Source organism: Arthrobacter sp. GW822-FHT05G07, assembly GCF_058799755.1.
Genome location: NZ_JBXALT010000012.1, coordinates 1 through 20,771 on the forward strand (window position 1 = coordinate 1; position 20,771 = coordinate 20,771).

Annotated in this window: 18 protein-coding genes; 6 read left to right on the forward strand and 12 right to left on the reverse strand. The window is 62.4% G+C overall.

What is annotated here, in order from left to right; genetic code table 11:
• Positions 1–116: 116 nt before the first annotated feature.
• Positions 117–551, forward strand: a complete 435-nt coding sequence (locus AC1RJY_RS19175; protein WP_011773352.1) for a SipW-dependent-type signal peptide-containing protein — start codon at positions 117–119, stop codon at positions 549–551.
• A 79-nt stretch (positions 552–630) separates the two neighbouring features.
• Here the strand turns inward: AC1RJY_RS19175 and AC1RJY_RS19180 are convergent, their stop codons facing one another.
• From AC1RJY_RS19180 to AC1RJY_RS19200, 5 genes are all read right to left on the reverse strand, one after another.
• Complete coding sequence (locus AC1RJY_RS19180; protein WP_011773351.1) at positions 631–1,743, reverse strand: NAD(P)/FAD-dependent oxidoreductase; 1,113 nt, start codon at positions 1,741–1,743, stop codon at positions 631–633.
• A 64-nt stretch (positions 1,744–1,807) separates the two neighbouring features.
• Positions 1,808–2,869, reverse strand: a complete 1,062-nt coding sequence (locus AC1RJY_RS19185) for a Gfo/Idh/MocA family protein (protein ID WP_498603021.1) — start codon at positions 2,867–2,869, stop codon at positions 1,808–1,810.
• A complete protein-coding gene (locus AC1RJY_RS19190) occupies positions 2,869–3,660 on the reverse strand; it encodes an amino acid ABC transporter ATP-binding protein (protein WP_011773349.1) in 792 nt (263 codons plus the stop codon). The genes AC1RJY_RS19185 and AC1RJY_RS19190 overlap by 1 nt, the downstream gene beginning before the upstream one ends.
• Positions 3,657–4,445: an amino acid ABC transporter permease gene (locus AC1RJY_RS19195; protein WP_011773348.1), complete on the reverse strand. Its 789-nt coding sequence runs from the start codon at positions 4,443–4,445 to the stop codon at positions 3,657–3,659. The genes AC1RJY_RS19190 and AC1RJY_RS19195 overlap by 4 nt, the downstream gene beginning before the upstream one ends.
• 33 nt (positions 4,446–4,478) lie before the next feature.
• The gene (locus tag AC1RJY_RS19200) at positions 4,479–5,345 is read right to left on the reverse strand and encodes an ABC transporter substrate-binding protein (protein WP_043805760.1); all 867 of its coding nucleotides are present in this window, start codon (positions 5,343–5,345) and stop codon (positions 4,479–4,481) included.
• Between the two features lie 180 nt (positions 5,346–5,525).
• On the opposite strand from AC1RJY_RS19200, the gene AC1RJY_RS19205 reads away from it, so the two are divergent.
• The 3 genes from AC1RJY_RS19205 (at position 5,526) to AC1RJY_RS19215 (ending at position 9,499) form a co-directional block, all read left to right on the forward strand.
• Positions 5,526–6,629, forward strand: a complete 1,104-nt coding sequence (locus tag AC1RJY_RS19205) for a LacI family DNA-binding transcriptional regulator (RefSeq protein ID WP_498603022.1) — start codon at positions 5,526–5,528, stop codon at positions 6,627–6,629.
• A gap of 156 nt (positions 6,630–6,785) precedes the next feature.
• Positions 6,786–8,507 carry a PHP domain-containing protein gene (locus AC1RJY_RS19210; protein WP_498603023.1) on the forward strand — a complete coding sequence of 574 codons (1,722 nt, stop codon included), beginning with the start codon at positions 6,786–6,788 and terminating at the stop codon, positions 8,505–8,507.
• A 56-nt stretch (positions 8,508–8,563) separates the two neighbouring features.
• Entirely contained in the window at positions 8,564–9,499 is a 936-nt protein-coding gene (locus tag AC1RJY_RS19215; protein WP_011773344.1) for a CPBP family intramembrane glutamic endopeptidase, read from the forward strand.
• 145 nt (positions 9,500–9,644) lie between these two features.
• Here the strand turns inward: AC1RJY_RS19215 and AC1RJY_RS19220 are convergent, their stop codons facing one another.
• The 5 genes from AC1RJY_RS19220 to AC1RJY_RS19240 all read right to left on the reverse strand — a co-directional run bounded on the left by AC1RJY_RS19220 (position 9,645) and on the right by AC1RJY_RS19240 (position 15,034).
• Positions 9,645–10,787, reverse strand: a complete 1,143-nt coding sequence (locus tag AC1RJY_RS19220; RefSeq protein WP_014920660.1) for an App1 family protein phosphatidate phosphatase — start codon at positions 10,785–10,787, stop codon at positions 9,645–9,647.
• 85 nt (positions 10,788–10,872) lie between these two features.
• Entirely contained in the window at positions 10,873–11,574 is a 702-nt protein-coding gene (locus AC1RJY_RS19225) for a class F sortase (RefSeq protein WP_498603024.1), read from the reverse strand.
• Positions 11,508–12,761, reverse strand: a complete 1,254-nt coding sequence (locus AC1RJY_RS19230; protein ID WP_498603025.1) for an ice-binding family protein — start codon at positions 12,759–12,761, stop codon at positions 11,508–11,510. The genes AC1RJY_RS19225 and AC1RJY_RS19230 overlap by 67 nt, the downstream gene beginning before the upstream one ends.
• A gap of 363 nt (positions 12,762–13,124) precedes the next feature.
• Positions 13,125–14,426 carry a cation:proton antiporter gene (locus tag AC1RJY_RS19235; RefSeq protein ID WP_014920657.1) on the reverse strand — a complete coding sequence of 434 codons (1,302 nt, stop codon included), beginning with the start codon at positions 14,424–14,426 and terminating at the stop codon, positions 13,125–13,127.
• A gap of 44 nt (positions 14,427–14,470) precedes the next feature.
• Positions 14,471–15,034, reverse strand: a complete 564-nt coding sequence (locus tag AC1RJY_RS19240; protein ID WP_011773339.1) for a TetR/AcrR family transcriptional regulator — start codon at positions 15,032–15,034, stop codon at positions 14,471–14,473.
• A 96-nt stretch (positions 15,035–15,130) separates the two neighbouring features.
• On the opposite strand from AC1RJY_RS19240, the gene AC1RJY_RS19245 reads away from it, so the two are divergent.
• Together AC1RJY_RS19245 and AC1RJY_RS19250 are read left to right on the forward strand one after the other, a co-directional pair.
• The gene (locus tag AC1RJY_RS19245; protein WP_011773338.1) at positions 15,131–15,964 is read left to right on the forward strand and encodes an alpha/beta fold hydrolase; all 834 of its coding nucleotides are present in this window, start codon (positions 15,131–15,133) and stop codon (positions 15,962–15,964) included.
• A 212-nt stretch (positions 15,965–16,176) separates the two neighbouring features.
• Complete coding sequence (locus AC1RJY_RS19250) at positions 16,177–17,526, forward strand: MFS transporter (RefSeq protein ID WP_498603026.1); 1,350 nt, start codon at positions 16,177–16,179, stop codon at positions 17,524–17,526.
• Between the two features lie 7 nt (positions 17,527–17,533).
• Here the strand turns inward: AC1RJY_RS19250 and AC1RJY_RS19255 are convergent, their stop codons facing one another.
• The gene (locus tag AC1RJY_RS19255; RefSeq protein ID WP_498603027.1) at positions 17,534–19,042 is read right to left on the reverse strand and encodes an APC family permease; all 1,509 of its coding nucleotides are present in this window, start codon (positions 19,040–19,042) and stop codon (positions 17,534–17,536) included.
• Between the two features lie 217 nt (positions 19,043–19,259).
• Entirely contained in the window at positions 19,260–20,756 is a 1,497-nt protein-coding gene (locus AC1RJY_RS19260) for an aldehyde dehydrogenase family protein (RefSeq protein WP_498603028.1), read from the reverse strand.
• Positions 20,757–20,771: the final 15 nt, after the last annotated feature.

Here is a 20,771-nt window from a genome sequence, read left to right on the forward strand (position 1 = left end):
CCTTCGCCTTCACCGGCACCCAACGCACCGAAACCACCAAGTAAGCACTGCCCTAGAAACAACAACAGCCCCGCCGGCGAGAAAACCACCAACGGCCAAGAAGGAGAACAATCACCATGACACCGCGGAACAGTTTCCTGCGCGCCTTGGTGATCGTCGCCGTCGTCGTCTTCGGCCTGATCGTCGCACCAACAGCCGCGGTGGCCGCCTTCACGGACATCGAACAAGCCACTCCGCAGTTCTCAGCCGCAAGTATCCCGGCCCCGGCCACCGCCAGCGTGACCATGAAGTGCACCCTTGGACTCCACACTGTGGTGACGGTGAATTCCTATGGACCAGTGGCGAACGCCAACTACTACGAGGTTAAGATCTTCGACCGCCTCGGCAACCTCGAGTTCACCGGCGACCTCAGCCAAGCGGCAGGTAGAACGTATAGCTCGGGCATCGAGATCATTGGCACGTGGAGCTACGAAGTCCGTGGTTACTACAAGGTTCCGGGCTCCACTAACTTCTGGACAGGGAAGCCCCTCAAGGGCACCATGACCTGCTGAACGGGTCACCTCAAACTCCAATGGCCCCGACACGCTTGAGCAGATGGCGTATCGGGGCCATTGGCCTGTTTAAGAGGGCTTAGGAGAAGCGCCCCGGGCGGAACGTGGCCAGCATGGGGTGCTCTTCGCCGCTCAGGATTTCACCGGACAGCAACTCCCCCGCGATGAGGCCCAGCGTGGCGCCCGAGTGCGTGAAGGCCACGAAGCAACCCGGCACTTGACCGAGTTCACCGAAGACCGGTTCGCCGTCGCCGGGGATGGGCTTGTAACCGATCTTCCAGGACGCCGGCTTGAGCTCGGGATTGCCCGCGATAAGTTTGGAGGACTCGTCAGCCAGCTGCTGGACGACGTCATCCGGGATGGTGAAGGAACCGTCGGCGTGCTCCGTAATGTGTTCCTCGTACCAGTCGTGATCCAGGGCGAAAGTGTTGCCGGGGTTCGGGCGAACAGCAGCCCGGGGCGTGTTCATCACGGCGGTGACCTGGTGCTCAACCGGCTTGGTGACCACCAGCATGGAAACCGGAGAACCGTTGGGGATTTCCACGCCCAAAGGCTTCACGACGGCGGGTGTGGCGGCACCGCAGGCAACAAGCACGGCATCAGCGGGGTACGTTTCACCGCCGGTAGTTTCGACGCCGGTGGCCCGGCCGCCGTCGACCATCACGGAGGCCTTGCCGGCGTTAAGGACCAGCTGTCCACCCAAGGCGTGGAATTCCTCCATCAGGAAGTTCACCAAGTCCGGCAGGCTGACCCAGCCTTCGCCGGGGTTGAAGATGGCCTTTTCGGGGACCGCGCCGGCGTCTATACCGGGCGTCACCGAGGCGATCTCTTCAGGGGCCAGCAGCTTGGAGTCGTAGCCAATGGACTTCTCGTAGGCGTGCCGGGCTTCTGTGACCTCGCTCTGCCCGGCGGCGTTCCACATGAGGCCACCCCCGAACTGCAGCCATTCACGGCTGGGGTCAGCGGCGAAGAGCGTCCGGTACCGGTCAACGCCTGCCACCCGCAGCTGGTGATACGGCGTGGAGCGTTCGCCCGCCGAGTTGAGCCAGGACAGCGAGCGGCCGGTGGCTTCGCTGGCCAGGCCCTGCTCGGTCAGCAGGGTTACCGAGGCGCCTTGGCGGAGAAGGTGGACGGCGGTGGATACGCCCAGGATGCCGCCTCCGATGACGGCAACGTGCTTGGTGGAGGACATGCGTGATCTCTCTTTCGGGTTCTGAATGCTGAAACGCGTCTGTGTTCTGAATGCTGATAAGTGCTTAGGCGAACGCGTGAATGTTTTCGATGATCCTGAGGGTTTCCAGCGCCTCCGCCGGCTGCACGGGAAGCGGGCCGCGCCCACGGAGCGAGGCTGCGAGCTCTCTGTAGAACTGTGGATAGTCGCCCTTTTCCGCCGGGACCGGCGTGGCTGATCCGTCCACTCCCAGAAGCCCCCAAGACTCCTGGGGTTCTGTGCCATATGTGGCGTCCGACGGCGTAATGCCGGCTGCGAGGGCCGGTTCCTGGCCGTCGAGTCCCCACTTGGTGTAGCCGGTTTTGGAGCCGAGGACGTGGAAGCGCGGGCCCACTTGGGCGGCCATTCCGTTCATCCACAGCCGTGTCCGGACACCTGACTCATGACGCAGCGACACGAAAGCTTCGGTGTCGGCAGCCTCCGTGTGCGGGCCGTGGTTGGCGGTCTCGCCGTAGCTCTCCTCCACAGGGCCGAACAGCTGGATGGCTTGGTCGATCAGGTGGGCGCCGAGATCATGGAGGATGCCGCCACCCTGGGCCAACGTGGCCGAATCGCGCCAGTTGCCGAAGCCTTCCGGCCGCCACCATTCAAAGCGGGACTCGAACGTCCGCACCTCGCCCAAGGTGCCGTCCTGCAGCAGTTTGCGCAGCGTCAGGAAGTCGGCGTCCCACCGGCGGTTTTGGAAGACCGTGAGCTGCACACCGGCGTCGGACGCCCGCCCGACCAGTTCCTCACCGTGGGCGACCGTAGTGACGAAAGGCTTGTCCACCACAACGTTGAGTCCGTGGGCGATCGCCGTGGCACCGAGCTCAAGGTGCGTGAGCGGCGGTGTCCCAAGCACCACGAGGTCCAAGTTGTCGGCCAGGGCGAACATGTCCTCCGGAGTGGGGACAATCCTTGCCTGTGGGTAGAGCCGCCCGGCTTCGGCCATGCGATGCGGATCTGCGGTCACGATGACGTCCAAGGAATAGTCCGGGTCCGCTTCGATCAACGGCGCATGGAACACCTTGCCCGAGACGCCAAACCCGACGACGGCGGTCCGGATGGGTGCCGCTGTTGCCATGCCCGGCAGAGGGGTCCCGCCCATCACAGCACTTCCGAAAGAAAGCGCTGCAGGCGTTCGCTGCGTGGGTTGTCGAAGAGCTCAGTGGGAGTTCCGATTTCCACTACTTCGCCCTCATCCATGAAGACCACTTGGTCCGCCACCTTGCGGGCAAAGCCCATCTCATGGGTGACAACCAGCATGGTCATGCCGCGGCGACCGAGGCCGGCCATGAGGTTGAGGACACCCTTGACGAGCTCGGGGTCCAGGGCGCTGGTGGCTTCGTCGAAGAGCATGACCTCGGGCTCCATGGCGAGTGCCCGGGCGATGGCGACGCGTTGCTGCTGTCCGCCGGAGAGGTCTCGGGGACGGTGGTCGGCGCGTTCGGCCAGGCCGACTTCGGCCAGGCGGCGCTGGGCGCGTTCCCGGGCCTCGGACTTGGACATCCCTTTAACGCTCCACAGGGCAAGTGCCACGTTTTCCAGGGCGGTGTGGTCCGGGAAGAGGTTGAAGTGCTGGAACACCATGCCGATTCGTGCCCGGAGGATGTCCGGCTTGACCTTGAGGGCACTTTCACCGGCCAGCAGCACGTCGCCGCTCTTGGGTTCGTGCAGGCGGTTGACGCCGCGCAGCAGCGTGGACTTGCCTGAGCCGGAGGGGCCGATGATGCAGGTGGTGGTCCCCGGGGCCACATTGAGGCTGACGTTGCGGAGCACTTCAACGTCCCCGTAGGCCATGGTCAGGTTCTGCAGTTCCAAGCTGGAGCCGTGGAACTTTTCAATGTCACTGCTTGGCTGGTTGGTGCTGGTAGCGCTGCTGCTGCTTGTGAGGTTCACGTGTTGCTCCCGGTGATGAGCGGCGAAGCCGCATCGAGTTCCTTGACTTCCTTCAACCCACTGGTGGGTGCCGTGGGACGGCGGCGTCCGGTGCGGAACTTGTTGTCGAAGTAGTTGACCAGGTGGGTCAGGGGCACCGTGATGATCAGGTAGAAGATGCCAGCCATGACCAGCGGTGAGAGGTTGCCGGACAGTACTGCGGCGTCCTGGCCCACCCGGAACAGTTCACGCTCGCTGACCAGGAGTCCAAGGAAGTAGACCAGCGATGAGTCTTTGACGATTGCAATGAACTGATTTACCAAGGCGGGCAGAACCCTGCGAATACCTTGCGGCACCACCACCAGGGCCATGGACTTGGAGTAGCTCATTCCCAAAGCGCGGCAGGCCTCCCCCTGCCCCTTGTCCACGCTCTGGATGCCGGCCCGGAAGATCTCTCCGATGTAAGCGCTGGCGATGAGGCTCAGGGCTATGATTCCCAGCGGGTAAGGCGAGGGGCCGAAGACCGACTGGCTCAACCGCGCAAAACCCTGGCCGATCAGCAAGATGGTGAGGATAGCGGGCAGGCCACGGAAGAGGTCCGTGTAGATCCTTGCCGGGATGCGCAGCCACTTGGACCGCGAGATCCCCATGACCGCCACCACCATGCCCATCACTACGCCGAGGATGGTTGCTGCGATGGAGATGATCAGGGTGTTGAGGAGGCCAACTCCGAGGAGCTGGGGCAGTACTTCGACCATGGCGTCAAAGTCGAAGAACGTGCGGCTGATGGTATTGAGCCAATCCATTGAATGCTCTCAGACGTTAGGTGTTCGGGTGGCTTACTTGCTGGCTGTCGGGGAAGGGCTGGAGGTCTGCTCGGCCTTGGGGAGGTACTGCTCCGGCATCGGCGAACCCGGGAACCACTTTTCGTAGAGTTTCTTCCACGTGCCGTCTTCCATTGCTTCGGCCAGGCCCTTGTTCAGGGCTTCCTTGAAAGCGGGCTTGTCCTTGGCTATTGCGAAGCCCGCCGGTGCGTCGAAGGACGGGATGTCCGCGGCGCTGACCAGTCCGAACTGCTCCTGGTATTCCTTGGCTGCCTCGTAGTCCAGGAAGTGGGCGTCCACGGAACCGCTGTTGACTGCAGAGATGGCGGTGTTGTTGTCCGGGAAGCGGACCAGCTGCGCTGACGTGAAGTTCTTGACTGCGTAGGCTTCCTGCAAGGTGCCTTGGACCACGCCCAGGCGCTTGCCGTTGAGGCCATCGGCGTCGTTGATGCCTGAGGTCTTGGTGGTGATAACTGTCAGGTATCCGGCGAGATAGCCGTCGGAGAAGTCCACGGTTTCCTTGCGCTTGTCCGTGATGCCGATGGCTGCAACGCCGACGTCGAATTGACCATTGGCCACGGCTGCCAGGAGCCCGGAGAAGTCCTGTCCGGTGAAGACAACATTGTCTACGCCCGCGCGGTGGGCCACGTCCTTGAACAGTTCCACGTCAAAGCCGGTGAAGTTACCTGAGCTGTCCGTGAAGGTGTAGGGCTTGGAGTCGCCAAGGCTTGCGACGCGGATGGTGCCGGGCTCGATCAGGCCGTAAGGGTTTTCGGCGGATGGCGAGGAGCTGGCGGTAGATCCGCCGCAACCCGAGAGGGCGAGGATGGCCGCCAGGGCTGCTGCTGCGAGCGCTGCCGGGCGGAAGTTCAGTTTGATCACAGCGTTGTCCAATCGTGGGAGGGAAAGCGGTGCTGTTAGGAGCCGCTGAAAGGTATTACTCGATGCCGGGTCTTGTTGAGTCCGGTCTCAGCCCCTAGGATTGAGACCGGACTCACATCGATTGATAGAAATGTAGCGGAACTCACAAAGCCGCGTCAACACCCCTTCTGAAAGGTGAACATGAGCACTGAAGGATCCCGACGGCGGGACGTAACGGTTGCAGACGTCGCCAAAGCCGCGAAAGTATCCAAAGCGCAGGCGGCGCGGGCATTGGGTAACTACGGGGCCGTGAGCGATGACGTCCGTGAGCGCGTTCTCGCCGCAGCCGAGGAGCTTGAGTACCGGCCCAACGAACTCGCGCGCAGCATGAACACCGGCAAATCAAACACCATTGGCGTGGTGGTGGGCGATATTGAGAACCCCCACTTCGGCCTTGCCATGAGGGGCATCACGGACACCGCCAAGAAAAGCGGCTACAACGTCATCCTCATCAACACGGACGAGGAACGGGCAGCCGAAGTGGATGCCGTCCGCGTGCTGCTGGACAAGCGCGTGGACGGGCTCATCGTGGCTCCTGCATCGTCCGTGGAAACCTCGCACCTGCAGCAGGTCTGCGAGTCCGGGCGGCCCTTGGTCCTGCTGGATCGCGCTGCCGCAGGAGTTGACGTTGAGACCTTTGCCGTGGACATGGGAAGCATTTCCTACGAGTCCACCCAGCACTTGATCCAAGCCGGGCACCGGCGGATCGCCTTTGTTTCCACAGTTCGCACCGACGCTCCCTATGTTCCCGGGATGACCTTGGACTCTTCGCAGATCTCAGACCGCTTGGACGGAATCCGCCGGGCCTTCGACGAGGCGGGCCTTCCGCATCCCGCGGATCTCATCCGACTCAATGCAGGCGACGCCGATTCCATCATTCGGATCACGCGGGACCTGCTGAGCGGACCGGACGCCGCCACGGCCATCATCGCCTCCGACGGCTTGATCGCCCTGAGCGTGGTGGAAGCCATCCAGGAAGCCGGGCTCTCAATCCCCGGCGACGTCTCGTTCCTCATGTACGACGATTTCGCTTGGACCCGCCTCACAACTCCCCCGCTCACCGTCATCGCACAGCCCGTGTACGACATGGGAATTGCCGCGGCCTCTGCGCTAATCAGGCAGATCGAGGGCAGGAAGGCGGCTGGACCCGGCCCGGAGTTGGCGGCGACATTGATCCAGCGGGGGTCCGTCGGGGCCCCCGCTATCGGCGCCGAGATCGCCGGAATCCTGCCGGATCGCTGGTAGCTTCCGGGTGGTCTCGACGTTTTCCCGCGAACTCGCTAGGGGTGCACACCCTCTGGGCGCTCCCCCAAACCGTTCCCGCCCGGTTAACCTCCGCGCCATCCCGCTTCCCTACTGTGATCCCGCTTGGGGGATCGGAATCAATAGAGGGAAAGCGCCATGTGTACCGCAGAAGAAAACACCACCACCCACAGCCGAAGCGTGGAGCTGGCCGACGCTGAGCTGAAGACGATGGGGCTGAGCCGCCGGCGCATTCTTCAGTCGGCCGGCATCCTGGCCGCCGGCACAGCCGCCTCGGCAGCGATGGCCCGGCCTGCGATGGCGAACCCGGGCGGGAACGACCCCCAGCTGAAGTGGCTTGTGGGAGACCATCACGTTCACACCCAGTACAGCCACGACGCAAAGTACTTGATCAAGCAGCAGCTCGACGCCGCACAGTCCTACGGCGTGGACTGGCTGGCACTGACCGAGCACAGCAACTTTGGTCACGCCAACAACGGCGGGGCGGTCAATGCCAACAAGGAAATCCAGGCGCAGCGTTCCGCACGCCCTGAGCTGCTGATCTTCCAGGGACTCGAGTGGTACATCCCGGGAGCTGAGCACGCGTCGGTACTCGTCGCCCCCGGTCCCAACGAAGTGAACCTTCTGCGGACCTTCGAACTGGTGTGGGACGGAAAGCTGAACCAATGGGAGAAGCCAGCCCCTGGAACGGCCCAAGTGGAGACTTTCGAGCGAAAAGCAGTTGAAGCCATCGCATGGTTGGCCAACCAGCGTCGCTCCGGTTACATCGACGACGTCGTGGCGCTGGCAAACCACCCCATGCGTCTGGGCATCGATTCCCCGCACGAACTCCGGGCATGGCGTGACGCCGCCCGTGAGGTGATGATCGGCATGGAAGGTGCGCCCGGCGCGCAAGGCTCAGGCGTCAGCCAGTTCTCCAGGGCAGGCGACCAGCGCGGCGAATACACCAACAACCCCACCCAGTACAGCTTCCCCGGCTACCCGGCGGACGCCTTCAGGCCCTACGGCGGTTTCGACTGGGCCACCGCAACCGTGGGCGGCGTATGGGATTCCATGCTCGCCGAAGGCCTGCCGTTCTGGATCACGTCCAACTCAGACAACCACCTCACGGTCAAGGACACCTGGAAAACCGGCCCCTACCCGGCCGAGGAGCCCTATCTCAGCCTGCCCAACGAATTCGATCGCTGGTCTGTCACCGGCAAGCGTCCCGATCCTTTTGATACCGGCGAAAAGCAGGGCGGCAGCGACTACTGGCCGGGTCAGTTCAGCCGCCTCCACACCGGCGTCACCAAGCACTCCTACACCGGCGTCCTGGACGCAATGCGCAATGGCCGCATGTGGGTGGACCACGGACACCTCCTTCAAGGACTCGCCGTCCGGGTCCGCGAGGTACGCGGCAACGGCGGTAACGGTAACGGACGCAACGGCGTCACCCTCGGTTCCCGACTCCAGGTAAAGCGAGGTGCCGACGTCGAAATTTCCATCACCATTACGACGACGGACTACCGCAACTTCGCGGGGATCCTCCCGAATCTCGCCCACGTGGACGTCATCGGCGGTGCAGTTACGGGTGCAGCTGCCGATCGCGACACCTTGAAGGCTCCGGGAACCACGGTGTGGAAACAGATCGATGTGTCGGGCCGCACCGGAACGTTCACCATCAAGCACGTCATCAAGGACGTGCAGGCATCTTGCTACTTCCGCCTCCGCGGCAGCGACGGCAACCGCCACGGCGCAGGCTATTACGGCGCATCCGTGGACCCCGCAGGGCCAATCCGCCACGGAGACAACCTCGGGGACGCTGACCCGTGGACCGATACTTGGTTCTACGCCAACCCGGTGTTCATCGACGTCGCGTAGCTGCTGCCGCCGTCGTTGGTCTTCTTCGCAGGCCCCGGTGAGAGGACAATGGGGTCATGAAGGTTGCCGACGGCGGCCGCTGGGCCTGGCCGCTCTTCCTCGTCCTCGCCTATGGAATTACCTGGGCGGTGCAAATTCCTGCATACCTCTACTTGGTCCCGCGCAACGTCGTTCCTACCAATGAGTCGAATTTCCTCATGCTGGGGCAGCTGGGTGGCGGCGGAGTGGACGCTGGCGCCGCAGTAGCAGTCCTGCTGCTGTGCTTTTCTTTCGGGCCATCGATAGCAGGCATCATTGTCATCGCACTGGCACGCGGAAGGCCTGGGCTCCGGGAGCTGTTCTCCCGGCTGGCTAAGGCGCGAATCCCCGGGAAATGGATTGCCTTCGTCGTAGTGTTTCCCGCTGCCCTCAGCGTGACTGCGGTGTCCTTGGGCTGGGTGCTCGGAGGAATGCCCGCTATCAATTACAGATTTCTGGTGCCCCTGGCGTTAGCCGTGCCGTTCCTGCTGTTCCTGATAGTTTGCACGGGCTTGGCCGAAGAACTGGGCTGGCGGGGCTTTGCACTGCCTCACTTGCAACGTACGCGGACGGCGGAGAGGGCCAGTTGGATCCTGGGACTGGCGTGGGGTTTATGGCATGTGCCGTCGGTGGTACTGCTGCCCTTGATGACCGGCGCCGCGAACATCTTCCAGGCCGCGTTCTCTGTGGTGGGCCTAACCATCGGTGTGGTGGGATACACCATTGTCCTGACTTGGCTTTACAACAACACCGGCAGTCTCCTCTGGATTGTTGTCCTCCACGGCTACGCCAATGCATGGCAGTCTTACGTGGTCCTGTCTTCCGGAAACTTCACTGCCCAGGTGGTGTACGGGGTCCTTCCTTGGGTCCTCGCCGCTTGGCTGCTGAAAAAGTACGGCACCGAGTCACTCACCAACCGCAAGCCGCGCCCGGATGCCCCGGGTCGGCCCCGCAGCGTCCCGAACACAGGATGATGGATGCTCGCGGCACCGCGCATTACCGGGGCTTACAGTGAGATGCAGACGAATGGACGACAGATATCTTCGTCAGACGCGGGGGCAGGTGGCTTTGCGCACTGACCCACTACACCACGGTCAACTCGCCTGAGCCACGCATTCGTTAGTCGGAACCTGTAGTGACTTCGCCTTCCTCGGGATCGTCCGCGGAACGCACCTCATTCCGGATGATGCCCAGTTCTTCGAGCTGGGCCGACATTCCCGCACCGTCCGGGGCATAGATCCACGGGACTCCCGGCGTGGGCTGGCCGCCGGACTTCGACCGACCACCTGCGAGCACCGCTTCACCCGCGGAGAGCTGTCGGATCGCGATGGCCCGGACGCTGGCGGGATGGCGTTGGGCGAACTCGGAGTAGATGGCCTCATCGTGTTGTCCGTCGTCGCCCACCAGCAGCCACTTGATGTTGGGGAACTCCTCGGCGAGGCGTTCCAAAGAGGTCCTCTTATGCTCCTGGCCGCTGCGGAACCAGCGATCCGGAGTGGGGCCCCAATCCGTCAAGAGCTTGGGACCGGCGGGGTACAAGTTGCGGGACAGGAACCGGGACAGGGTTGGTGCCACATTCCATGCCCCGGTGGACAGATACAGCACCGGAGCGGACGGCGCGGTCCTGGCGATCCGCTCATACAGCACAGCCATACCCGGTGTGGGGGTCCTCGCGTGCTCATTAAGGACAAAGGTGTTCCATGCTGCCAGGAACGGACGGGGCAGCGCGGTCACCATCACGGTGTCGTCAATGTCGGACACGACGCCGAACACGGCGTCGTCCGCGACGATCTCCACGGGAGCCTCCACGGTTTCCGACTCCCCGGACCGGAGGGTGATGGTATGCCAACCGGCATCGAGGGCCACCGGAATACGCGCGTCGACTACCCCTCCGCGGTCAGCGACGACGTCGTGGACGGTGCCATCAATGGTGACCTGCACCGATGCGTGGGCCACCGGCGCACTGGTGAAGTTGCGCCAGCCGCGCATGCTTTCCTGCAACGGATTTGTGTGGCCCGCTGCGTCCCGAGGGTCGCTACGGACGATACGCGCGAGGACCCGAACCCAGGAAGTGCTGCCGTATCCGGTGTAAGGGATGACGGTCTCCACCCGGCCACGCCGGATCGCGAGACGAGTCTGAAAACCAAGCCACGCGTCGTCGAGCCTCATAGCGAGGTGACGGCGTCCTTTACTCAGCGGCGTGGGGCCTTCATTGTCAACGGCGTCGGACTGGGGGCGCGGCTTCATGGGACGGGGAGACATGCGTCCAGTCTTCCATGGCTCGGCTCCCGAACGCAGTGTGTCCGAAAGAACTCTGCGGTGTCCAGGACACCCGGCCCTGAAACGGTTATGGTGCGGGCAACGGACTGGCCTGAACGATGATGTTCTTTCCCCAAAGATCAGCCGCGTAGCAGGTGATCAGAATGAGCCGACCTGGCACTATGTCCCAGATTTTGCTGTCCCTCAAAGTTTCTTTGTACTCAGTGGTGACATCGTCCACCTTGAAGTCCAGTTGCCCCTCAGCAGTGGTGACGGTCAGCAGATCACCCGCTTTCGCGAGTGTGCTGATGTTGTTGAATGGTGAGGCGCCGCCTTCCCAGCTGTGCCCCACAACGTAGGTAGTGTTCATCGAACCCTCACCGGGCATTCCGTACGGACTAAGCCAGTAGGCGTCCGGGGTGTGGGGCGGAACGATCGAATTCAGCTCAAGTTCCTGCTCCGTCGGAGCCAGCGACACCACGGCTTGATCCATCCCCACAGCCGCGTATGTGATGTGCAGGGGCGGGTTCCCTTGCCCCGGTTCAACAGCACTGCCCGGCCTTGCGGCCTGCGGAGTGAAGATGGGCGCTGTTGTCTGTGCACTGACCACGGGTACGGAACCCGGCCCGCTGGTAGCGGGCACGGATTCCGTTGCAGTGGCCGTGGATGGGGCATGGTGTACCCCTGCCTGTGCTGACCACCACCACCCAAGAAGCAGCAGAGTCAGCCCGACAGCGGCGAGGGCGGAGAACGACGCTCCCCTGCGTCGTTCGGCGCGGTGTCTCCGCAAGCTACTACTCCTTGTGGCTTCCCCTGCGCCCGCTCATCAGCAGCCGGCTTGCCAGGAAGACGACGCCCACGCCGCCAAGGCCCACCAAGAGTGTTCCGATGATCGTTGTTTGCTGGGTGGTGCCGGCACGGGACAAAGCGACGGCGGTATCCACATTGGCGCCTTGGTTCCTCCCTGTGCCGGCCAAGGGAACTGCCTGATTCGTAGCAGAAGCTGTTGCAGTAGTTCTTGTGGCGGGCGCCGTCTGAGTAGCAGAGGCTGTTGCAGTGGCAGTGGCTGTCGAAGTGGCCGTCGCCGTCGCCGTCTCCAGTTGCAGTCACCGTGGGGGTGGCCGTCGCCGTCGCCGTCTCAGTTGCAGTCACCGTGGGGGTGGCCGTCGCCGTCGCCGTCTCAGTTGCAGTCACCGTGGGGGTGGCCGTCGCCGTCGTCGTCTCTGTTGGAGTGACCGTTACCGTCGGCGTCGCGGTTGCGGTGCCCGGGGGCGCCGATGTTGTGGGCGTGGTGACGCAGGCGGGGGTGGTCACCACGTTGGTGTCGAGGGAGACCTGTCCGTTACGGGCAAGCAGCCGCCCCTCCACAACTGCGTTGGTTTGAGCTGTTATCGATGTCAGCGCGAGGATGGACCCCTTGAAACTCGAAGCAGTGCCCAGCGTTGCCGAGCTGCCAACCTGCCAGAACACGTTGCACGCCTGGGCGCCGTTAGTGAACACGATGCTGCTGGCTGAGGCCGTAATGAGCGTAGAAGCGACCTGAAAGATAAACACTGAGGCGGGATTGCCTTGGCCATCAAGGGTGAGCTGTCCGCTGAGCGCCAATGAGGACGTCGACTTATAGACACCCTCCGTGAGCGTCCGACCTACCAGGTCTCCGGATACGCTGGCCGTTAACGCTTGCCCGGCGGCATTGTTGTAAGCGGTGGTCAGATCCGACTGTGCCTGCAGCGCCACTGCGTCTGCTGCGTGGGTAGTGCCAGCGGCGATGCCGGGCGGAAACCCTGTAATTGCGGTGCCCGGGCTCAGGCCAAGGTCTCGCTGAAGGGTGGTCGGTCCTGTGTTGGTCACCGTTGTGGCGGCAAGGACGGAATAGGACGCTGCTGTACCCAAGTTCACCGGCGTGGCCGCAAATGCAGGCGACTGCTGCAACATGATGGCGCCGGCAAGGAGAAGAATTCCGGAGGCAGCCCCCACCGATACGGTCCTTCGGCGCCGACGTGATCCCATCCATGGTGTGCGTGAATCTTTTCGCGCAGAGCTATGGTGCATGGCAGTTCCTTCCCCCAGCGGGGCAAACGCCCCAAAGCAACTGCCTAACAGGATGTGAGGGAGCTATACAGCGGACTGTACGCCCGCAAGCACGGCGCGCCTAGGGCAAGAGCTGGGCAAAAATGAACGTGGCCAGAGGGCAGATCTTGCTCTGCCAGGACCCAAATATGTATCGTCCCTGCTCAGACCATCAGGATGCTGACTATTGCACTCAGTGGCAACTGTCAAAGCCGGAAAAAATTTACTCCAGAATTTTGATAAACCTCGCAATCCAAGGGCGGGCAGGCGCTACACAGCCGTGGTGGGTGCCCGGCCTTCGTCGCCATGCTGCTTTCGCGCTTCAGCGACCCGAAGTCGATCCAAGCGGTTCATCAGGGGCGCGGTGGTGGCCCCGTGCACCACGATGGACAGTGCCACCACCAAACCGATCAGGGCCCACAGTTCGCGTGCCTCGGCGTCGAAATTTCCATGGGTCAGCGCGTATGCCACGTAGAAGAGCGACCCGATCCCACGAATCCCGAAATAGGAGATGGCCAGGCGTTCGCGTGGCCCGGTCTTGCCACCCATCAGCCCGAGCCATCCAGCCAACGGGCGGACCAGCAAGAGGAACGCCAAAGCGACCAACACCTCCGTCCAACCGATCCCCTCCAAGAGACCACGGGCTATGGCGCCGCCGAGGAGCACCAGAATCACCACGGTCATCAGACGTTCGAGCTGCTCTACATAGCTATGCAGCACTTGGTGATAGGAGTGGTTGTGCTCGGCGGACCGGATAGTCAGAGCGCAAAGGAAGACCGCGACGAATCCGTAGCCCTCCACCATTTCCGCAGCGCCGTAGGCCAGGAAAGTAGCTGCGAGCGCCACGAAACCCTCGGAGTGTTCTGACAAGCGGAAAGTCTTGCCCTTGGCCGCAAAGAAGAACATGCTCAAGAGCTTGCCGGTGCCGAAACCGACGAGCACCCCCGCAACAGTGCGCCAGAGAACATCCAGAGCGACCCATTCCCCCAGCCATGCATCCGGGGAGGCCCCTACCAAGCTGATCAGGATGGCCAGGTACACAAAGGGGAAGGCGAGCCCGTCATTCAAGCCTGCCTCGGAGGTCAAAGCGAAGCGGACCTCATCCTCGTCCGGGTCATCTTCCGCGTCCGCAGGTTTTCCCACCTGGACCTCGGATGCCAGAACAGGGTCAGTGGGTGCAATCGCCCCTGCGACGAGGATGGCGCCCGCCAGTCCCAAGCCCAGCACCCACAGACCGAGGAGCGTCATCACCAGGATGCACAAAGGCATGACGATGCCGAGCAGGCGCCATGTGGTGGACCATCCGCGCCAACGGAAGGGTCTGTCCAGGGCCAATCCGGCGCCCATGAGCGAGATGATGACGCACACTTCGGTCAGGTGAGTCGTGAAATCCCCGTACTTGACGGGGTCCGGGTCCGGTAGCTCGGGAAGCAGGGTGAACGCCAGAATTCCGCTGCCCAGAAAGACCATCGGCATGGAAAGCGGCATGTGGCGCAACAATTTGGGCAGAACTGCTGCGGCCAACACCGCAAAGCCTGCCGAGAGGAACAAGATGCTGGGGGCTTCGAACACGAATAATCTTCTTCCTGACGAGCCGTTCGGCCCATCCCAGAAGCCTAGTTGGAAGTCAGCGCTGCGTCGATCAGGACTTCGGCTGCTTGACGCGCCTGTCCGGCTGCGTCGGATGTTCCCGCGATGGCCGCAGTGGTTTGGGCGCCTTCGGCGAGAATCGCGAGTTGCGGTGCCAGGTATTTTGGCGCGCCGGCCTCGCCAGCCAACCGGGCAACGTATTCCTGGAACGATTCCTTGTGCTTCCGCGCATATTCGGCGACGTCCGGGCTGATGGCACCGAGTTCGGCGAAGCTGTTGATGAAGCCGCACCCTCGGAAAGAATCCTGGCAGAACCATCCAGCGAGGTAGTCGAAGATGGCTAGGAGGCGTTCGCGGGGTGTCCCGGCTTGCTGGACGGTTGCGTCGAGCCCTTGGGTCCAGGATTGATGCCGGTGTTCAAGCACAGCCATGACGATGCTGCTCTTTGAGGGAAATTCCCCGTACAGCTTTTTCAACGAGACCCCGGCCGCCGAACGGAGTTCATCCATGCCAACGGCTTGGATTCCCTTCGCGTTGTAGAGCTCATCGGCGGTGGCGACGATGCGGTTTCGGACCTCGGAAATATCCATGTGCCCATTCTACTTGAAATGAGAACGATCGTTCTATACGATGAAAACACAACCGGAGAACGACCGTTCTCCACCTTCGGAAAAGGGAACAAAATCATGGGCTTCATCAAGGTCGGCACCGAGAACACCACGGACATTGAGCTCTACTACGAGGATCACGGGACGGGTCAGCCTGTGGTCCTGATCCACGGATACCCCCTGGATGGCGGCTCTTGGGAAAAGCAGACAGCCGCCCTCCTGAACGCCGGATACAGGGTCATCACCTACGATCGCCGTGGCTTTGGCAAGTCCAGCAAACCGACCACGGGCTATGACTACGACACCTTCGCGGCAGACCTGAACACCGTGCTTGAAACCTTGGACCTGGAGAACGCCGTACTGGTGGGCTTCTCGATGGGCACCGGCGAAGTCGGGCGCTACATCGGCACGTACGGAGAAGCCCGCGTAGCCAAAGCCGCTTTCCTGGCTTCGCTCGAACCCTTCCTCCTCCAGACGGACGACAACCCCACCGGCGTTCCATCGTCAGTCTTCGACGGCATCCGCAACGCCGCCATCGAAGACCGGTACGCCTGGTTCACCAACTTTTACAACGACTTCTTCAACACCGATAACTTCCTGGGCAACCGCCTCAGCGAAGAGGCGCTGCGGAATTCGTGGAACGTCGCCGCAGGCTCGTCCTGGTATGCCTCCTTCGCGGTTGTGGACTCGTGGCTCACGGACTTCCGCTCCGACATCGAGAAGGTCACCGTCCCGTCATTGATTGTCCACGGCACCGACGACCGCATCCTGCCCATCGACTCCACGGGCCGCGAATTCACCAAGCGCCTCCCCTCCGCCGAATACGTCGAGATCGAAGACGCCCCGCACGGCATGCTCTGGACGCACGGCACCGAAGTCAACGAGATCCTGCTTCGCTTCCTGGCCAAGTAACAAATAACGACGGCGGCAGGTCACCCCAGGTTCCAAGGGAACCCGCGGCGGCCTGCCGCCGTCGTGCGTTGACGTAGCGCAGGTCACGTCCTATGCTTTATGAATCGATTCAAGAAGTAACCTTCCTCACGCTGAATGAGCACCAAACAGTTCAGTCCTGGACGGGAAGAGCTCTTGTTCCTTGCCAACGACGACATAGGAGTTCAGCCGCAATGACCGTGATGCACGGGAGGGACGTCCCTTCAACCCAAGGCGAAGCCACCGGCCAAAAGGATCCGAAGAAAGCCGCCATGAGCGGTTGGATCGGAAGCGCGCTGGAATACTACGACTTCGCCCTGTATTCACTGGCGGCGACGCTCTTGTTTCCCACCATCTTCTTCCCCACGGAGAATCCCACCGTCGGCATCATCGCGTCGCTGGCCACCTACGCCGTAGGTTACGTTTCCCGCCCGCTCGGCGCCGTGATCCTGGGCGCCTACGGTGACCGGCACGGGCGCAAGAAGGTGCTCGTTTTCGCGATGCTGCTCATGGGCTTCGCTACCTTTGCCGTCGGACTCCTGCCCACGTACGGACAGGTGGGCCTCCTCGCTCCTGTCCTCCTGGTGATTCTCCGACTGGTCCAAGGATTCGCCGTCGCGGGTGAACTCGGTGGCGCCAGTGCAATGATCGTGGAGCACTCCCCCGACGCCAAGCGCGGCTTCTTCGCCAGCTTCAGCCTGCAGGGCACACAGGTGGGCTCCATCCTGGCCACGGCCGTCCTTATTCCCCTCGCCGCATTCCTCCCCGACGAGCAGTTCCACTCCTGGGGCTGGCGACTGCCATTCCTGCTCAGCGCCGTAGTGATCGTGGCCGGATACGTCATCCGCCGCCGCGTCGAGGAGCCTCCCGCATACCTGGCCCAATCCGAAGACCCCGGCGCCAAGCGTCGCTTCCCACTGGTAGACCTCCTGCGCACCCACCCCTGGGTTTTGCTCCGGTGCATCATCATGACGTTCACCAACGTCATCGGCATGGCCACCCTCATCTTCGGTGTCTCCTTCGCCACCCAGAAGGGCTACGGCATCGGTTTTTCCAGCAGTGAGTTCCTCTGGGTGACCATGGCTGCCAATGTTGCCGCAGTGCTGACCATCCCGCTGTTCGGCGCCCTGTCCGACAAGATCGGCCGCCGGGCACTGATGGTGGCCGGCGGCATCACCGGCGGCCTGCTGACCGTGGGATACCTGTGGGCGATCGAACAGCGCAGCCTCCCGTTGGTGTTCGTCTGCGTCGTGATCGTTCAGGGCATCCTCTTCCAGATGTGGAACGCCACCTTTGCCACGTTCTTCCAGGAGCAATTCCCCATGCGGATGAGGGTCACCGGCTTCGCGGTCTCGCAAAACATCGGGCTCATGATCGCTTCCTTCTTCCCGAGCCTCTTTACGGCAATCGCTCCCCCGGGATCAGCGAACATCCCCATGGTCATCGGCCTGACCACGCTGGGCATCTGCGTTGTCTCGGCCGTGGCAACCCTCCTGTCCTCGGACACCAAGGGCAAAACACTCGAGGACCTCGAAGCCCGCTAGTGCCCAGCTAGTCGTTGACCAGCTCAGCTGTCTCGCTCACGGGCGCCACCGCGTCCCTGACCTTCTTCCCGCGGGCATATCCAACAAGCCCCAGGGCCAGAATGCAGCCGAGGGTTCCAAGAGCAAAGGCCTCGAAAGTGAACTGCGAGACGCCCCACGTTGCCTCGAAGTCGTATGGCAAGCCGAAAAGCACATCCAGTGTCCCCGGGAAGATGGCAACCCAGGACCCGATCAGGATCCACGCGAAGCAGATGTAACCCAGAATGCGGAAGCCCGTGTCCGAGACAGGAACCTTGAAAGGCCGGTCAGCGTGGGGATACTTGCTCCGCAGCTTCACGGCGGCCGGGATGGCCAACAGGTAGCTGAGCAGGAACGTGGAAATCGCGATGGAGAGGACCACGCCAAACAGTGCGCTGCTGGTGCCGCTGAGCTGCATGGCTGCGAGCATGAACAGCGTCGCCACCACACCGGAGAGCGTGTTGACGCGGATGGGGGTGCCGAGCTTGGGGTGGAAGCGTCCGAAGAAGCCTCCGAAGAAGGAGCCGTCTGCAGCAGCCATGGCCTGCATGCGGTCGCTGATGATCATCCATGCGGCGCCTTGCGAGACCAGGATGAAGCAGAAAACCACCGCGGAAACGGACAGCATGACCTCCGCAGCAGGCCCAAAGACTGTGTAGACCGTGGCGATTGCGCCGAACAGACCTCCAATGCCGGTGATCTGGTCCAACGGCACTACCAGCAGGATGGCAAGGATGGGGAGCAGGTAGCTCGCGGCGGCAATCATGGAGGACCTGGCAACCGAGATGGGAACGTCCTTGGCCGGGTTCTTCATTTCCCCCGCGGCGCTGTTCCCGGACTCGAAGCCAAGGAACGAGAACAGCAGAAGTGGCGTGACGCCCAGGAAGCCAGCAAGCGTGGGTGAGAAGAAGCCCAGGTCGAGCCCGTTGAAACCGTGCTGCAGCCCGTAAATCATGGTGACAATGATGAAGAAGGTCAGGAACGCCACCTTGAGGATGGCCCCCAGCGAGGGTAGCCATTTGCCGTGCTTCAAGCTGATGATCGCTGAGGTCACCGTGATCCAGATGAAGAGCAGCTTGAAGATGTAATCGGCAGGGCTTCCGGCGTCCACATGGCCCACGTACTCGGACCAGGTTTCCACTGCTACGAAGGCCATGGCGCCACCCACCCAAACGGGCTGCGTCACCCAGGTGAAAAGGGACGTGATGGCTGCAACCACGCGCCCAAAGGCCATTTTTGTCCATACGTAGACGCCGCCCTCTTCAGTGAAGGCACCGCCTGTCTCGGCGAAGATAAGTCCGTAGGGGACCATAAATGTGATGGCCAGGATGAGTGTCCAGGTGAAGGTTTCCCCGCCGAACCCGGAAACCTGGCCCAGGACTTCCACTGAGATGACGGCGGCGACCACCAACAACAAGATGTCGAAGCGGCCCAGGGATTTTTGCAGATGCTTGCTTTGTTCTTGCGCGAGCCGCGTTGAGGCTACTGGCTGATCCATGATCGATCCTTTGCTACTGCTTAAGTTTGCTACTGAGCAAGAAGGGTGGGAAGGGAAGGTGTCTTAGCGACTGGTGCGATGTGAGGGAGCGGGCGGGCTCTCGTCTACGTTGACGTGCCGGGTCCGGTCCACTGTGAGCCCTAGCGTAGGCGCGTGAATTGCATCAGGTAAACCATGGAATAACGATGCATATCAGCGTTTTTTCAGATGGGATAGATCAGTCGAACTGGATCCACGTAGTCTTTGGCGCCGTGTAGTTGTCGAAGGCATGCAGGGAGAGGTCCCGGCCGAATCCGGACTGCTTGAAGCCTCCGAACGGGGTGGTGTTTCCCAGTGCGTCAACGGTGTTAACGGAGACTGTTCCGGCAAGGAGCTCCCCTGCCACCCGATGGCCGCGGGACAGGTTGGACGTCCACACGGATGCAGCCAATCCGTAGTCTGTGGCATTGGCCAACCGCACCGCTTCCTCCTCCGAGTCGAACGCGTGCAGCACAGCCACGGGTCCAAAGATCTCGTCGCGGTGAACGTCATGGTCCGCCGGGAGGCCGCCCAGGAGCGTGGGCTCCAGGTAGGCATCGGAGGCTTGGATTTCGAGCCGCTCACCGCCGAAAAGCACCTCACCCTCGGTGCGTCCCCGCCGAATCCAGCCTTCGACGTCGTTCGTGTGGGCGCTGCTGATGAGGGCGCCATTGCCGGCCAAACCAGCCAGCGGATCCGCGGCCCGGTAACCAACCGCAGCGTCTGCAAGCAGGGTTGCGAACTCGTCATGGATGTCCCGCTGCACCAGGATCCGTGAGTTCGCAGAGCAGACCTGGCCCTGATTGTAGAAGGCCCCAAAAGCAGCTTTAGCTGCCGCTTTAGGCAGGTCGGCCGTATCGGAGAAGACGATATTGGAACTCTTACCGCCGGCTTCCAGGCTCAGTCGCTTGAGGTTGCTGCGACCTGAGGCTTCCAACAGTGTTCGGGAAACGGCAGTGGAGCCCGTGAAGGCCAGCGCATCAACGTCCATGTGATGCGCCAACGCTGCGCCTACTTCGCGGCCGGTACCGGCAATGATGTTCAGCACGCCATCCGGCAGACCCGCTTCCGTGGCCAGCTCGGCGAGGCGCAACACGCTCAGCGAGGTCTGTTCGGCCGGCTTGAGCACCACTGTGTTGCCGGAGGCCAGTGCCGGCGCCAGTTTCCACACCGCGATTTCCAGCGGGAAGTTCCACGGAACAATGGCTGCCACTACGCCCAGGGGTTCGCGGGTCACCAGGGCCGTGGCTCCGGGTGGGACGGCGGGCATTTCACCGCTTTGCTTGTCTATAGCCTCGGCGTACCAGCGCAGCGTGGAGATGGCGCCGGGTACGTCCACGGTTGTGGTCTGCAGGATTGGTTTTCCGCTGTCCAGCGTCTCCAGCAGGGCCAGCTCATCGGCATTCAGCTCCATGAGGTTGGCCAACGCCAGCAACAGTCCCTTTCGCTTTTCGGCCCCGGAACGGGACCACGACGGGAAAGCGCGCCTCGCGGCCGCCACCGCGCGATCGACGTCAGCCAGGCCGCACGCGGCCAACTCAGCGAGGACTCGGCCATCAATCGGGCTGATGGTGCGACGGATGAGCCCGGTGCTTGCCGCTGCCCGCCCGCCGTCAATAAATGCCCTGCCATCGATCGCCAGGGCGTCGGCTCGGCCATGCCAGTCGAAGGACAGCGTGGTGGATGTTGTGTTCATGGTGACTCCTGGTGT